Below are 15,599 nucleotides of genomic sequence, written 5' to 3'. Positions count from 1 at the left end.
CAAAATATCTTGATAGGTCAATGTGAACCATCATCTCGCAAAAAGTGTATACCGGATCAGAAACATTAATTAATTTTTGATATCTAATGGTAATTTCAATTGACGTGAGGTATAATTAGCATTAGTATAGTTTTTTAGTCGCATAATTAATTATACCAAAAAATCGCTGTGGTCTCACGACCTCAGCGATTTTTTTAGGGGAGTTTTTTTACAGCCCCTTTTTGTATGCAAAAAGTATATTAATGAGGAGAGTAAAAATATGAAAATAACATTTGATAAAATTGCTAGTGGGGTTGTTATGCTTTCAAAGATAAAAGAATTGAATCTTGGCGTTCCAGTTGATTATTGGTGTACGAAGAATATAAAAATCATGTCTGATGATTATGCATACTATATTAAGAAGCTTATCGAGGTTTACAAAGAGTATTGCTATAAAGACGAAAATGATCAGTATTGCAGATTTGAAGATAATACTACTATATTCAATTTAAAAGAAGACTGTAATGTCGAAAAGTTTAATGAGGAAATGAGTGCTTTAATGACAAACGAATGTGAAGTGGATCCATTTGTTATGTCCATGAAAGTATGGGAAACATTGACAAACTTCCAGATTGGTGGACATGATTCTAGTGAAATTGACTTCCTGCTGCCATGATGAAAATTATGTCGAGCAAAACACCGCGGTCTTTTATGATAAGTGTATTGAATATTATCACAAGAGTCGGCTTAACGTCGGCTCTTTTTATATGTAAAACTTTAAGAAAGTAGGGATATATCATAGAAAAGATGTATTACAACAAAGCTGACTTACAGGAAATATTTGGCTTTGGACGAGACAAAATGAAAAAGTTTTTAGAAAAAGGGATTTTGCCAATAGTACGTGTAAATAAGGACTACCTAATTTCGAAAGAAGAGCTTGACGCATGGTTCAAGAAAAATGCTGGAAAGGCTATTAATATATAGCTGTATTTGATAAAATAGGAGCATGGTCAAATTGTTTGGCGATGCTCAGATGTAAAAGGATTTGATACGATGAGCATATCAACAATTAATAATAGAAGAGACAAGGGAGATGGGTTAATAAGGCAGAGAAGTGATGGCAGATATGAATATAGGTATGTTGCGGGTAAGAAGCCAGATGGTAAGCTAATATATAAATCTTTTTATGCAAAAACAGAAAGAGAACTGAAGCGCAAAATTAAGGAATATAATGAGGACAGGTCAAAATATACTGTAAAAGTGGAATCCACAACATTCAGAGACTATGCCGAATTTTGGATGAAAACAGTGAAATTTCCAATATTAAAGCCAGTATCATATGATCGACTTGAACAGACGTATAATACCGTATGCAATTACATAGGTTGGTTTCAGGTAGGAAATGTGACTACAGAGGATATACAGGCTATGATAAACGATTTGTCAGCTACAAAGGCATATTCTACGGTAAAGAAGCATTATGAATTTGTAAAAGGGGTTTTTCAATATGCCTATAACTCTCAAAAGATAGCCTTTGATCCATGCCCTGCTGTGCAATTGCCTATTGAGCGCAACATGAAAGTAAAAACAAGAAAGACTGAAATTCTTCCAGAAAACATAACTAACAAAATGTATGAGTTTAATAATACATTACAGGAGAGCAATAATCAGTTCTTTAAGCACATGCCTGTCCTGCTGCTAATTTTAAACACTGGAATGAGAATTGGTGAAGCTTTGGCTTTAGAATGGCAAGATATTGATTTTGATAAGAAGACTTTAAGGGTAAATAAAACCTTAACTAAAGCGAAAGAACGAGACAAAAGCGGTTCCGTTGTGGGAAAGCAAAAGAAGACCTTCAGTGATATTACGAAAACGGAATCGGGAAATAGGTTGATACCTTTGAATGACATGGCGGTATCTCTTCTGATGCAGATACAGGATTATAATAGAAGAAAGAAGATTAAAACGGATTATGTAGCAAGTACTGCTGATGGAGGTTATGTTTCTGAACGGAATATATTGAGGACGTTTAAAAGTGTTCTTGGGGTAGTGGGGGCGGAGTATTATACGATTCATGCACTCAGACATACATTTGCTTCTAGGCTATTAAAGGCAGGAACAGAGATAAGCGTTGTCAGCAAACTCTTAGGACACGCAGATATCAATACTACATACAGCACATATATCCACGTTTTAAATGATCAGATGACAGATGTAATGTCCGGTATCTCCAAGATTTAGTGGGGATTTTTTGACCACTTATCTGACCACAAAGCCGACCACTTATTTACCACTTATCTTTCAGTAAAAACCAGTAAAATCCAGGAAATGGGAAGATTCGCGAAAAGCTGATAAATACGAGAAAGTCCTTATAAAATAAGGCTTTTAGAGGAATAAAAATTGGCAAATAAAAAATGCATCTGATAGGAATCGAACCTACGCACGCGGCTCCGGAGGCCACTGCTCTATCCACTGAGCTACAGATGCATCTTTTATATTCTACTATAGATTCTTTTAAAGCGCAATAGTATTTGTTGATTTTTGTCTGTTTTTTTGTTAGAATGAAAAGGAGACTGATTCTCCAGGAGGTCAAGCCCATATGAAGGACTTATTTGAAAAATGGAAGAAGTGTTCCAAGGAAGATGGCAGACGGCTGTTAAAGTTTCTGTTTTTCCCCTTGGCAGCGATTATACTGATTTTTGCCGTTATTGTTTTGGATAAGCCCCAGCAGACAGGTAATAATCCGGCTAATGTTTCTACGGTGGATTCATCTGCTGAAAGTACGGCATCAACAGCAAAGAAAGAGATCACGCTGCAGGAAGAGGCCATACCGGCGATTCATGATTTGATGGAAGCTTATTTTAAAGCCAGGAAAACCTGCGATATAGAGGCTCTTTCAAAGGTATATGGTAATACCTATTCGGAAGAGGAACTGAGAGACCAGGGAACCAGAATGGAAGAAGAAGTGAAATTCTACCAGAGTTTTGAAAACCTGGTATGCTATACGGTTCCGGGAGTTGACGAGGGCGAATACGTAGTATATGCCAGATTTGATATCAAATTCCGTCAGGCGGAAACCTTAGCGCCCAGCCTGGTTGTATGCTATGTAAAAACAGCAGCAGACGGAAGCTATTATCTGGTTTCAGATACCAGCGAAGAACAGTCGGAGTTTATGGAAGGGGCAAACAAGTCTGATGCCGTGCAAAAGCAGGCAAAAGAGGTAAACAACGGTCTTGAGAATGCCTTAAAGTCTGATGAAAATCTTCTGGCTGTCTATCACATTCTGATGGATGAGAAGGAAGATCCGGAAGTGTCGGAAGAGACAACCGATTCAGGCAGCCAATCAAACAATACGTAAAACAGATGCTTCTCTGCGTGGCACCCTGCAGAGGAGCATTTTTGGCAAAGGAGAGTACAGATTTATGAATGTTAGGGACTTTTATTTTGATCTGCCCCAGGAGCTGATTGCACAAGATCCACTTGAGGACCGTTCTGCTTCCAGGCTGCTGGTATTAGATAAACACACAGGAGAGATTCAGCACAGACATTTTAAGGACATCCTTTCCTACTTACGGAAAGGGGATTGCCTGGTCATCAATGATACCAAGGTCATTCCGGCAAGATTGTTTGGAGTGAAAGAGGGGACCGAAGCAAAGATAGAAATTCTCTTATTAAAGAGAAGAGAAAACGACATTTGGGAAACCCTTGTAAAGCCTGGGAAAAAGGCAAAAACAGGAACGGTGATCTCCTTTGGGGAGGGCCTGTTAAAGGGAACCGTAATCGATGTGGTGGAAGAAGGAAACCGCCTTATCCAGTTCTCCTATGAAGGGATTTTTGAAGAGATACTGGACCGTTTGGGACAGATGCCTCTGCCTCCTTACATTACCCATCAGCTAAAGGACAAGAACCGTTATCAGACGGTTTATGCAAAGCATGAGGGATCAGCGGCTGCGCCTACAGCCGGTCTGCATTTTACAAAAGAGCTGCTAGAGGAAATTGAGGATATGGGAGTAGACATCGCTCATGTGACTCTCCACGTAGGGCTTGGAACCTTTCGTCCGGTAAAGGTGGATGAGATCGAAGCCCATCATATGCACTCTGAGTTCTATATTATAGAAGAGGAAGAAGCGAAAAAGGTCAATGACGCGAAGAAAAATGGCGGCCGCATCGTCTGTGTGGGAACGACCAGCTGCCGTACGGTGGAATCTGCTTCCACTGAAGAGGGGATTTTAAAGGCAGGAAGCGGATGGACGGAAATCTTTATTTATCCCGGATACCGTTTTAAGCTTCTGGATTGCCTGATTACGAATTTCCACTTGCCTGAATCTACGCTGGTGATGCTGGTATCCGCCCTTGCAGGGCGGGATCATGTGCTTCATGCCTATGAGGAAGCCATTAAAGAGCGTTACCGTTTCTTTAGTTTTGGTGATGCCATGCTTCTTACGGACTTGCAAGATGGAGAAAAGTCTTAAGAACTGGAACGTAAAAGCTTTGGATGTTAAGGGAAATGAAGAATCCTTTCGTTAAAAAAGGTGGGGGTACACGATTATGGAAGAGAAAAAAAACTTGGTGGGAGGAATATCCAGGAAGACTTTGGAGCGCCTTCCCATGTATCATCATTATCTGGAACGGAAATACCGGGAAGGAACAGAGACAATATCGGCGCCGGTCATTGCCCTGGATCTTCAGCTTAATGAGGTTCAGGTGCGCAAGGATCTGGCAATGGTGGCAAAGACAGCCGGAAAGCCCAAATTGGGGTATGTGGTGAAGGATTTAATCAGAGACATGGAGGAGTTTTTAGGGTTTCATAATACGAATCAGGCGGCTCTGGTAGGAGTTGGATCCCTGGGCAAAGCCCTTCTGTCTTATAAAGGGTTTGAGCAGTATGGAGTGGAGATTGTCCTGGCATTTGATTCTGATGGAAGAAGGGTGAATACAAAAACAGGAGGAAAGCCGGTTCTTCCCATGGAAAAGCTGGAAAACCTCTGCCAGAGAATGAACATACACATCGGCATCATCACGGTTCCTGCGGAATGTGCCCAGGAGGTATGCAACCGCCTGGTAGACGGCGGTGTAAAGGCCATATGGAATTTTGCTCCCACCCACTTAACCGTGCCCGACCATGTGCTGGTACAGAATGAGAACATGGCTGTGTCGCTGGCAGCGCTGTCCAAATATCTTTATGAGGCGGATAAGGAAGGCAGTCAGTAGACAAAGGAGGAAGATAATTGAATACCGTATTGTTACAATATGCCGTTGAGGTGGAAAAAACAGGCTCCATCACCCAGGCGGCCGCCAACCTTTTTATGGATCAGCCTAATTTGAGCAAGGCGATCAAAACCCTGGAAGAAAGCCTTGGTGCGCCGATTTTCAGACGGACTTCCAAAGGCGTGGTCCCTACGGCAAGGGGAAGGATTTTTCTGGAGCATGCCCGAAATGTCCTGGACCAGATTGAGAAGATGGAACATTTATATAAGCCGGATGAGGTAAGTGGGGTGGAATTTTCTCTTTCCATGCCAAGGGCAAGCTATTTAAGCCTTGCCTTTTCCAGATTCATCCGAAGCCTTTGCCGGGAAGAGGGAATGAATGTCTGGTTGAGGGAGACGAATTCCGCTGATACCTTAAGGGATGTGGAAACCAGAGAATATAATCTGGGAATCATCCGGTATCAGTCCTCTTTGGAAGGGCATTATGCCCATACGGCAGCGGCGAAAGGCCTTCTGATGGAACCGGTTTTGGAATATTCCCTAAGGCTTCTCATGTCTGCGGATCATCCCCTGGCAGGAAAAGAAGAAATCACGGAAGAGGATTTGATGCCGTATATAGAAATTGTCCATGGTGACGGAGCGCTAGGCCGCCGGGAGAATTTTGAAAAGAAGGGGACGCCTTTGGAATCCCCAAAACGTGTTTACGTATTTGAGAGAGGAAGCCAGTTCAACCTTTTGCTGGAAGATCCTCATACATATATGTGGGTTTCTCCCATGCCGGAAGAGTTCCTTAAAAGGTATGGCCTGGTAGAACGGCAGTGCAGGAAAAAGGCAGACACCTTCCGGGATGTGCTTATTTACAGGAAGGGGTATTCGCTTACGGCCTGGGATAAAGAATTTTTAAATGAACTGGAAGCAGTGAAGAATATTTTTTTGAAATAAGAACGTTAAATATATATCAGTATTTATATACTGATATATAGCTTTTTACCTTTGTGTTTTCCGACTTGTTAGGCTACAATATAGTTATAATAAAGAACTGGAATTTTACAAGGAGGATTATACGATGGCTAGATTTACATTACCGAGAGACTTATATCACGGAAAGGGCGCCCTGGAAGAGCTTAAGAATATAAAAGGAAAAAAGGCAATCGTGGTTGTAGGCGGCGGTTCCATGAAACGTTTTGGATTTCTTGACAGGGTGGTAGCCTGCTTAAAGGAAGCCGGAATGGAAGTAAAGCTGTTTGAAGGCGTAGAGCCGGATCCCAGTGTGGATACGGTGATGAAGGGCGCTGAAATGATGCGGGAGTTTGGACCGGATTGGATCGTAGCCATCGGAGGAGGATCCCCTATTGATGCGGCAAAAGCAATGTGGGCATTCTATGAGTATCCTGATACCACATTTGAAGACTTATGCATTCCCTTTAATTTCCCGACTCTGAGAACGAAGGCGAAATTCTGCGCCATTCCGTCCACCTCTGGTACGGCTACCGAGGTAACGGCATTCAGCGTAATTACGGACTATAAAAAGGGAGTGAAATATCCTCTGGCAGATTTCAACATCACACCGGATATTGCAATCGTTGATCCGGACCTGGCTGAGACCATGCCTCAGAAGCTGACCGCCCATACAGGTATGGATGCCATGACTCATGCGATCGAAGCTTACGTTTCCACACTTCATTGTGATTACACCGATCCTCTGGCCCTTCATGCTATCAAGATGATACATAATGACTTAATTGATTCTTATAATGGAAACAAGGAAGCCCGTGCACGTATGCATAATGCCCAGTGTCTGGCCGGTATGGCATTCTCCAATGCCCTTTTGGGAATTGTTCATTCCATGGCTCATAAGACAGGTGCCGCTTATTCAGGGGGACATATTGTCCATGGCTGTGCAAACGCCATGTATCTGCCAAAGGTAATTAAGTTTAATTCCAAGGATTCTGAGGGTGCAAAGCGTTACGCAGAGATTGCCCGCTTTATTGATCTGAAAGGGAATAATGATGAGGAGCTGGTTGATGCATTGATTGCAGAGATCCGTTCCATGAACGAAAAGCTGGATATTCCTGCTTGTATTAAGGACTATGAAGGCGGAATCATTGACGAAGCAGAGTTCAATGATAAACTAAAGACAGTAGCAGAGCTGGCAGTAGGTGATGCATGCACCGGCTCCAATCCAAGGACGATTACGCCCGCTGAGATGGAGAAACTGTTAACCTGTTGTTACTATGATAAAGAGGTAGATTTTTAAGTAATCTCCAGCAAATGAATGCAATGTGTGCAGCAGGCGCAGAACCTTATGGTTTTGCGCCTGCTGTGCGTGAAAAGAGGTTTGACAGCAAAGTTCATCTGTGATATGGTAATCGGGAAAATGGTTAAAATTCAGTCAAACCCCCGCCAGATTATGAGTGGTATGGCCGGACTATAATAGAAAGTATGGGATAACAGAATGAAGCAGGCAATTTTAGTAGTGAGCTTTGGAACAAGCTATCAGGAAAGCAGGAAAAAGACCATAGAGGCCATTGAGCAGGCCATAAAGGAAGAATTTCCGGAATATGAGCTTCGACGGGCATTTACAAGCCGGATCATTATTGGAATATTGAAAAAACGGGACAATATTTATATAGACAGTGTGGAGGAGGCTTTAGAAAAGCTGGCGCTGGAAGGATTTCAGCGGGTGATCGTACAGCCTACCCTGGTTATGGGAGGGGAAGAGAATGACCACATGGTGGCTGCAGTGAAACAATATGAGAACCGGTTTAAGCGGATCCTGTGGGGAAAGCCGCTGCTTTCGGAAGAAGCGGATTATGAAAGGCTTTGCAGCGTGCTGGCAGAGGATACGAAGGAATATGACAGGGAAGGAACGGAGATCCTATTCATGGGACATGGCACGGAGCATGAGGCCAATGAATGTTATCCCCGCCTGGCGGAGGTTTTAAAGCAAAACGGATACGGCAGGTATCATATAGGGACCGTGGAGGCGGAGCCAGCCTTTGAAGCCGTAAAAGAAGAGGTGAAAAAGACCGGTTCCAGCCGGATGGTGCTCCAGCCTCTTATGATCGTTTCCGGTGACCACGCTCACAATGATATGGCAGGAGAAGGGGAAGAGTCCTGGAAAAGCCAGTTGGAGTCGGAAGGCTATCAGGTAGTCTGCCGGTTAAAGGGCATGGGAGAACTGGAGGGAGTCCGCAGCATGTTCCTGGATCATGCCAGAGAAGCATGTAAGAAGCTGGAGGCTATGGGATGAAAAAATGGAGAGCAGTTGTTTTAATCACAGGTATGGCTTCGCTCTTGCTCATGGGCTGTGAAAGAAGGGTGGAGCCCCTAAGCAAGACCGGTTTTATGCTGAATACCTTTGTGACTGTGACTCTTTATGGTAAGGATGATCCTGAAATTTTATCTGACTGTCTGGATTTGTGCCGGTCCTATGAAAATATTTTCAGCAAAACCATTGAGGGCAGTGAGGTTTACAAGTTAAATCACAGGCCTGCCAGTGAAATGACCGTGACAGTATCCCCGGATGTGGAGGCTCTTCTTTCTAAGGGCCTTTATTATTCCCAAATCTCAGACGGGGCTTTTGATATTACTGTGGAACCTTTGTCCTCCCTATGGGATTTCACATCCCCTGATCCGGTTGTACCGCCTGATGGGAAGATCCAGGAGGCAAAGAAAAAGGTTGATTACCGGAATTTAAAGCTTGAGGGAAATGCCCTTACATTTTTATCTCCGGATATTTCCCTTGATTTTGGGGCAATAGCCAAGGGGTATATTGCGGACCGGATGAAGGATTTTCTTTTAGAGCAGGGAGTAAAGAGCGCTGTCATTAATCTGGGCGGAAATGTTCTTTGTGTGGGGCAGAAGCCTGGCGGCACGCCATTTAAAATCGGCCTTCAAAAGCCTTATGCAGACCGGAATGAAACCATAGAAACCCTGAATATCAATGACATGTCAGTGGTATCCTCCGGGGTGTATGAGCGGCATTTTGAAAAGGATGGGGTGAATTATCACCATATTTTAAACCCAGGGGATGGGTATCCATATGAAAACGGGCTGGTGTCCGTAACCATTTTATCAGAGCTGTCCGCTGACGGGGATGCTCTTTCTACCACCTGTTTTTCCCTTGGACTTAAAAAGGGAATGGAGCTTCTGGATTCCACGGACGGCGTGTACGGCGTGTTCATTACGGAGGATGGTGAGGTGCACTATTCACAGGGAGCCAGGGAGTTTCTGGCTGGGAAGCCTTAGAATCCCTTTACAATTTTCTTTCCCTATAATACAATAGAGGAAATACGCTGCGGAGTATATCTATATGCCCAAAATACATGGGCAGGAAATAGGAAACGTAGTTTTACAGGAGAAAAAGGATGATTAGAAAAATCTGGGACAAGGTCATGAACCGGGAAGTCATATCCTATCTGATATTTGGAGTGCTGACGACCCTGGTAAACTGGGTTGTCTATTGGTTAATGGTGAGGGCTGGCATCGATTACCGGGCCGCAACCGCGGCAGCATGGGTGGTTTCCGTCCTGTTTGCTTTTATTGTAAATAAAATCTTTGTATTTCAAAGCTATGACCTGCATCTGCGCTTTGTCATGAAGGAGATTGTTTCATTTACCGCATGCAGAGCAGCGTCAGGCGTCATGGAAATGGTTCTTATGGTGATTATGGTTTCCTGGCTCAAAATGGATGAATATGTAAGTAAAATCCTGGTATCCGTGGTTGTTGTGATTGCAAACTATGGATTCAGCAAGGCCTTCATATTCCGGAAGAGAGAGGAAAAACCCCTGTAAAGAGAGGTATATGAAATGGAACACGATGACGAGATTGAAAAGATATCGAAAGAACTAGAGGATATGCTGCAAATGACATCAGGTGAAAAAGAAAATACAACAGGGGAAAAAGACTTGAAAGAAGGAAATGAAGAGGAAAGGGTGGAGCAGGAATTTGATCCGGCTTCCACACCCAGGATACGCCTTGATATTCCGGTTGACGGAATGGAGGAGCTGTTTGATGAGGATATGGATTATGGAGAGGACTTAGAACAGGAGAAAGAGACTGTTCCTGATCAGGACTTCATGGACATTTCCGAGGAACTGGAAGACGATGAAGAATTGGAAACAGGGCAGCCAGAAAGCTTTATAGAAAGGGAATCCGGTAAGAAAGAAGGGAAAGCCGCCAGTCTGGTAAGGCCTTCCGACGGTCTCTTAGCCGCATTTTTTGTGCCAATTGTGATTATGATCATCATATTTGCCCAGCGGGGGATATTTCCTTTTGGCGAGGAAAGCTTTTTAAGGACTGATATGTATCACCAGTATGCTCCTTTCTTTTCTGAGTTTCGTTATAAGCTGACTCATGGAGGAAGCCTTCTGTACAGCTGGGATATTGGCATGGGAGTGAATTTTGCAGCCCTTTATGCCTATTATCTGGCAAGCCCTTTAAACTGGCTGCTGGTACTTTGTCCAAAGAACTATGTCATAGAGTTTATGACCTATATGATCGTATTTAAGATCGGGTTAAGCGGTCTTTCCTTTTCCTGGTATCTGCGCAGGCATAACAGGACCATGGATTTTGGAGTCGCTTTCTTTGGCATTTTCTATGCTCTGTCCGGATATATGGCGGCTTACAGCTGGAATATCATGTGGCTGGATTGCATTCTTCTCTTTCCGCTCATTATGCTGGGTCTTGAGAAGCTGGTAAAAGAAAAGAAGTGTTTTTTATATTGTTTAACACTGGGATTATCAATTTTATCTAATTATTACATATCGATTATGATATGTATTTTTATGGTATTTTATTTTATTGCTCTTCTTATATTAGAAGGTTTGAAATCCTGGAAGGAAATTTTCATCCGCGGGGGGCTGTTTGCCCTGTTTTCCCTGCTGGCAGGAGGTCTTTCAGCAGTCGTTCTGCTTCCGGAAATTTATGCGCTGCAGTCAACTGCTTCCGGAGATTTTAATTTTCCCCAGACAATCAGTTCCTACTTTTCCATATTTGACATGATTGCCAGACATCTTCCGGCAGTGGAGCCGGAAATCGGACTGGATCACTGGCCTAATATATACTGCGGTGTGGCAGTCCTCATGTTTTTCCTCCTTTACCTGGGATGCAGGCAGATCAGGCAGAAGGAAAAGATTGTTATGTGCTCCCTGCTGCTCTTTTTCTTTGCCAGCTTTTCCGTTAATACACTGAATTTTATCTGGCATGGATTTCATTATCCTAACAGCCTGCCATGCAGACAGTCTTTTATTTATATTTTTCTCATGCTGTTTACCTGCTATCAGGCTTATATCCACCTGCACGAAATTCCATGGAAGCATGTCGTAATGGCCCTTTTTGCTTCGGTGACCTTTGTTTTGATGGCGCAGAAGCTCATAACGGATGAGGCTTATCATTTTTCCGTATTTTACGTGGCTATTTTGTTCCTTTCTATTTATGCCGGCCTTATAAACCTTTACCAGAAAGGGAACAGCCGGAATGTGCTGGTGCTTCTCACCCTTGGCGTGATTTCCCTGGAAGCTGCGGTTAATACCACGGTCACCAGTGTGACGACGACCAGCAGGACCAACTATGTGAAGGATAATAATGCGTCTTCTGAGCTGGCAGACAGCCTGATGCCGGGGACTTCCTTTTACAGGATCGAAAAGGTCGCCCGCAAAACCAAGAATGACGGAGCCTGGATGAACTTTCCCACGGTTTCTCTCTTTTCTTCCACAGCCAATTCAGACCTTACGGCTTTCTTTAAAAAGCTGGGCTGTGAAAGCTCCACCAATGCTTACAGCATTACAGGAAGCACGCCTTTGGTAGATTCCCTTTTTGCGGTCAAATATGGACTATACTCTGAGGAAACGGAGGATGACGGCGTATCCGTTCCGGTTTCTTCAAAGGATGAGATGTATCTGCGTGAAAACACCTACGCCCTGTCTCTGGGATTTATGATGCCTTATGACCTTGAAAATAACTGGCAGCTGGAACTGACAAATCCGGCGGAGGTTCAGAATGATCTTTCCGTGGTATTAGGTGCCAGCCCTGTGCTTTCTGAGGTTCCAAGCGAAATCACCGGAACCAGCTTTACCTTTACACCGGAGGCTGATGGAGACTATTATGTGTTTGTCAGCAATAAAAAGGTGGAAAAGGTAAACGCCCAATTGGGAGAAAGGACCAAAAGCTTTGACAATGTGAGCCGCGGCTATCTGCTGGAACTGGGCTATTTAAAATCAGGGGAAGAGATCACTCTGCGTAACGATGACAATGCTCAGGATCTGGTAGTGGCCGCTTACCGTTTTCTGCCTGAAGGCCTTGAGTCTGTGTATAACATTTTAAACAGGAATTCCATGAACCTTACAAAATGGACGGATACACAGATACAGGGAACTGTTACGGCCGATAAGGCGGGGCTGCTGTTTTTAAGCATTCCCTATGACAAGGGCTGGACCGTCAGGGTCGACGGAAAAGTAGTGGAGCCTTATAAAATATTTGATACGTTTTTAAGTGTGCATGTGATTGCCGGTACCCACGATATTTCTCTGGAATATATGCCTCAGGGACTTAAAACAGGCGGCATCATTACAGCTGGAAGCGTTGTCTTTCTGCTGATACTTGCAGGTGTATCCGCAGGAAAAGGAAAGAAGCGCAGACCCATGCGGGTTCATTCCACAGGTTAAAGATTTGCCTTCACGAGAATAAAGGAAAGAGGAGATTTCAATTATGAAACTATGGGGCGGACGCTTCACAAAAGAAACCAATCAGCTGGTTCACAATTTTAATGCATCCATATCATTTGACCAAAAATTCTATCATCAGGATATTGAGGGCAGCATTGCTCATGTGAAGATGCTTGCGAAACAAGGGCTTCTTACAGAGGAAGACAGGGATAAGATCGTAAAGGGCCTTATGGAGATCCGGGAAGATTTAGAAAGCGGAGCCCTGGCAATAACGGGAGAACATGAAGACATTCATTCTTTTGTGGAAGCAGTTTTAACGGAACGGATCGGGGAGGCCGGAAAACGCCTTCACACCGGACGGAGCCGTAATGACCAGGTGGCTCTTGATATGAAACTGTATACAAGAGATGAGATTGATGAACTTTCTGCTCTGGTGGAAGGGCTTCTTTCCGAGCTTTTAAAGCTTATGGAAGAAAATCTTGACACCTATATGCCTGGATTTACCCATTTGCAGAAAGCGCAGCCAATCACCCTGGCTCACCACTTAGGCGCTTATTTTGAGATGTTTGACAGGGATCGTTCCCGCCTTCATGATATCAAAAAAAGGATGAACTACTGTCCCCTTGGCTCCGGTGCCCTGGCTGGAACCACTTATCCCCTGGACAGGGAATATACGGCAGAACTTTTAGGATTTATGGGACCCACTCTTAACAGCATGGATTCCGTGGCTGACAGGGATTACTTAATCGAGCTTTTAAGCGCTTTATCCACCATTGCCATGCATTTAAGCAGATTCTGCGAAGAGATCATCATCTGGAATACCAATGAATACCGTTTTGTGGAAATTGATGATTCCTATAGCACCGGAAGCAGCATCATGCCTCAGAAGAAGAACCCGGACATTGCGGAACTGATCCGGGGAAAGACCGGTAGGGTTTACGGCGCCCTGGTGTCGCTGCTGACCACCATGAAGGGAATTCCTCTTGCTTACAATAAGGATATGCAGGAAGATAAGGAGCTTGCCTTTGACGCCATTGACACGGTAAAAGGCTGCCTTGCCCTGTTTGCAGGAATGATTTCCACCATGACCTTCCGAAAGGATGTGATGGAGGCCAGCGCAAAAAATGGCTTTACCAATGCAACAGATGCGGCTGATTATCTGGTAAATCATGGGGTGGCTTTTCGGGATGCCCATGGAATCGTGGGACAGCTTGTGCTTTTCTGCATTGAAAAGGGCATTGCCCTTGATGATATGAGCCTGGAAGAGTATAAGGCCATCAGTCCGGTATTTGAGGAAGATATTTATAAGGCCATCAGCTTAAAAACCTGTGTGGAAAAGAGGATGACAATCGGAGCGCCAGGTCAGGAAGCAATGAAAAGGGTCATTGAAATTTATAAGAAAAAGCTTGAAAAATAGAATTATTTTAGAAAAAACCGGAAAACAGCAGAAGAGTCAGCCGCTGTTTTCCGGTTTTTTATGGTATCCTTTGTTTATCCAAAGATCTGCCTGCACAGGCGGCAGCCGGTAGGGGTTGCGGCAAGGCCGCCCTCTGAGGTTTCCTTTAAGGCAGAAGACATGAGGTCGCCCACCTGTTTCATGGCCAGGATCACCTCATCTGCCGGAATGGCGCTTGTAATTCCGGCACAGGCAAGCTCTGAGGCAGTAAAGGCATTGCAGCTCCCATGGCATTGCGCTTGATACAGGGAACCTCTACCAGACCTGCCACCGGGTCGCACATCAGGCCCATGCCAATTCTCCAATTCCGGATATTGATTCTCTCATTTGTTTAAAGGGGCTTAAATTCCGGATTTCGTCCCAGGAACTCCGTATAATAGGAAAATCCGCATTGCTTTAGAAGTTCTCTGGCTGTCTGAAAGTCCGCTCCCAAATCTTCCGGTATATGGGCATCGGAACCGATGGTTATGATCTCGCCGCCTAATTCCTTATACCGCTTTAAAACATCAGCACATGGGTTTGGCTGTCCGATCCCTTTTCGGAAACCGGCTGTGTTGCATTCAATTCCTTTTCCCCGTCCTATAATTTCTCTTAAAATGTCATCAAGAATATCCCGGTATCCTTCGTAGCTGTAGTAAAGAGCCTTATTGGGGCCATAACGGACAATGTAGTCGATATGGCCTGCCACGTCATAGTTATCTATATTTTTCACATTATCCAATGTGGCCTGGAAATACTGAAGATATGCCTTCTGTTCTCCTCTTCCTTCAAAAAACTCCGGATAAGCAGGATCCTTTCTATTAATAAAATGGGTGGAGCCGATGACGAAATCAAAGGCATAGCCTGATAACAGTTCCCTGTAGTATTCCTTTAAATGAGTCTGAAGTCCCAGCTCGATCCCTATGCGAAGGTCGATCCGGCCTTTGTATTCTTCCTTTAAGGCAGACATTGCTTCAAAATACCGGTCTGTCTGAAGGGTAAAATCGATGACAGAGTCCACGTCATAATCATGGTGGTCCGTAACACAGAGAGAGGTCATTCCAAGGCTTATGGCCCGTTCCAGCTGGGCCCGCATGGGGGTTTGGGAATCTCCTGAGAAATTTGTGTGAAAATGATAATCTGGCAGCATGGGGTTCTCCTTTCAAAAATTAAGTTCATTATAATCAATCTAAGGCTGAAAAGCAACGCAGGGGAGCGGAGTTTTACCGAAAGAAATTTGATAAAGTAAAAAAAATTACCTTTTCAGCAAAATAATTAAATTCAGTAATCCATCCACCTGGGATATACTTT

Annotated in this window: 14 protein-coding genes, 1 tRNA gene and 1 pseudogene; 13 read left to right on the top strand and 3 right to left on the bottom strand. The window is 44.0% G+C overall.

The window, feature by feature from the left end:
* Nucleotides 1-259: 259 nt before the first annotated feature.
* The 3 genes from ABFV83_RS13245 (at nt 260) to ABFV83_RS13235 (ending at nt 2,220) form a co-directional block, all read left to right on the top strand.
* Nucleotides 260-655 carry a hypothetical protein gene (locus ABFV83_RS13245; protein WP_349944460.1) on the top strand — a complete coding sequence of 132 codons (396 nt, stop codon included), beginning with the start codon at nt 260-262 and terminating at the stop codon, nt 653-655.
* A 131-nt stretch (nt 656-786) separates the two neighbouring features.
* Nucleotides 787-963 (top strand): helix-turn-helix domain-containing protein, encoded by a 177-nt coding sequence (locus ABFV83_RS13240; protein ID WP_349944458.1) that lies wholly within the window; start codon nt 787-789, stop codon nt 961-963.
* Nucleotides 964-1,032: 69 nt separating this feature from the next.
* On the top strand, nt 1,033-2,220 hold the full coding sequence (locus ABFV83_RS13235; protein WP_349944456.1) for a tyrosine-type recombinase/integrase: 1,188 nt from the start codon (nt 1,033-1,035) through the stop codon (nt 2,218-2,220).
* 174 nt (nt 2,221-2,394) lie between these two features.
* Here the strand turns inward: ABFV83_RS13235 and ABFV83_RS13230 are convergent.
* Nucleotides 2,395-2,466 (bottom strand) — tRNA-Arg (locus tag ABFV83_RS13230).
* A gap of 112 nt (nt 2,467-2,578) precedes the next feature.
* Here ABFV83_RS13230 and ABFV83_RS13225 point away from each other — a divergent pair.
* The 10 genes from ABFV83_RS13225 to argH all read left to right on the top strand — a co-directional run bounded on the left by ABFV83_RS13225 (nt 2,579) and on the right by argH (nt 14,270).
* On the top strand, nt 2,579-3,337 hold the full coding sequence (locus ABFV83_RS13225) for a hypothetical protein (RefSeq protein ID WP_349944455.1): 759 nt from the start codon (nt 2,579-2,581) through the stop codon (nt 3,335-3,337).
* Nucleotides 3,338-3,401: 64 nt separating this feature from the next.
* The gene (gene queA / locus ABFV83_RS13220; RefSeq protein ID WP_349944454.1) at nt 3,402-4,451 is read left to right on the top strand and encodes a tRNA preQ1(34) S-adenosylmethionine ribosyltransferase-isomerase QueA; all 1,050 of its coding nucleotides are present in this window, start codon (nt 3,402-3,404) and stop codon (nt 4,449-4,451) included.
* A 76-nt stretch (nt 4,452-4,527) separates the two neighbouring features.
* Nucleotides 4,528-5,190, top strand: coding sequence for a redox-sensing transcriptional repressor Rex (locus ABFV83_RS13215; RefSeq protein WP_349944452.1), 663 nt, complete (start codon nt 4,528-4,530; stop codon nt 5,188-5,190).
* A gap of 17 nt (nt 5,191-5,207) precedes the next feature.
* A complete protein-coding gene (locus tag ABFV83_RS13210; protein ID WP_349944450.1) occupies nt 5,208-6,128 on the top strand; it encodes a LysR family transcriptional regulator in 921 nt (306 codons plus the stop codon).
* A gap of 124 nt (nt 6,129-6,252) precedes the next feature.
* A complete protein-coding gene (locus ABFV83_RS13205; protein ID WP_349944448.1) occupies nt 6,253-7,443 on the top strand; it encodes an iron-containing alcohol dehydrogenase in 1,191 nt (396 codons plus the stop codon).
* A gap of 198 nt (nt 7,444-7,641) precedes the next feature.
* Nucleotides 7,642-8,439 (top strand): sirohydrochlorin cobaltochelatase, encoded by a 798-nt coding sequence (locus ABFV83_RS13200; protein ID WP_349944446.1) that lies wholly within the window; start codon nt 7,642-7,644, stop codon nt 8,437-8,439.
* A gap of 32 nt (nt 8,440-8,471) precedes the next feature.
* Nucleotides 8,472-9,437 (top strand): FAD:protein FMN transferase, encoded by a 966-nt coding sequence (locus ABFV83_RS13195; RefSeq protein ID WP_349948918.1) that lies wholly within the window; start codon nt 8,472-8,474, stop codon nt 9,435-9,437.
* 119 nt (nt 9,438-9,556) lie between these two features.
* A complete protein-coding gene (locus tag ABFV83_RS13190) occupies nt 9,557-9,982 on the top strand; it encodes a GtrA family protein (protein WP_349944444.1) in 426 nt (141 codons plus the stop codon).
* Between the two features lie 15 nt (nt 9,983-9,997).
* On the top strand, nt 9,998-12,853 hold the full coding sequence (locus tag ABFV83_RS13185) for a YfhO family protein (RefSeq protein WP_349944442.1): 2,856 nt from the start codon (nt 9,998-10,000) through the stop codon (nt 12,851-12,853).
* Nucleotides 12,854-12,896: 43 nt separating this feature from the next.
* Entirely contained in the window at nt 12,897-14,270 is a 1,374-nt protein-coding gene (argH, locus tag ABFV83_RS13180) for an argininosuccinate lyase (protein ID WP_349944441.1), read from the top strand.
* Between the two features lie 74 nt (nt 14,271-14,344).
* Here the strand turns inward: argH and ABFV83_RS13175 are convergent.
* Nucleotides 14,345-14,607, bottom strand: a pseudogene (locus tag ABFV83_RS13175) (L-serine ammonia-lyase, iron-sulfur-dependent, subunit alpha); the annotation flags it as partial.
* Nucleotides 14,608-14,640: 33 nt separating this feature from the next.
* A complete protein-coding gene (locus tag ABFV83_RS13170) occupies nt 14,641-15,438 on the bottom strand; it encodes a histidinol-phosphatase HisJ family protein (RefSeq protein WP_349944439.1) in 798 nt (265 codons plus the stop codon).
* Nucleotides 15,439-15,599 lie beyond the last annotated feature (161 nt).

Origin of the sequence: Lacrimispora sp. BS-2, from assembly GCF_040207125.1 — a bacterium.
Taxonomy (GTDB): Bacteria; Bacillota; Clostridia; order Lachnospirales; family Lachnospiraceae; genus Lacrimispora.
This window is presented reverse-complemented; position numbering and strand designations above follow the sequence as displayed.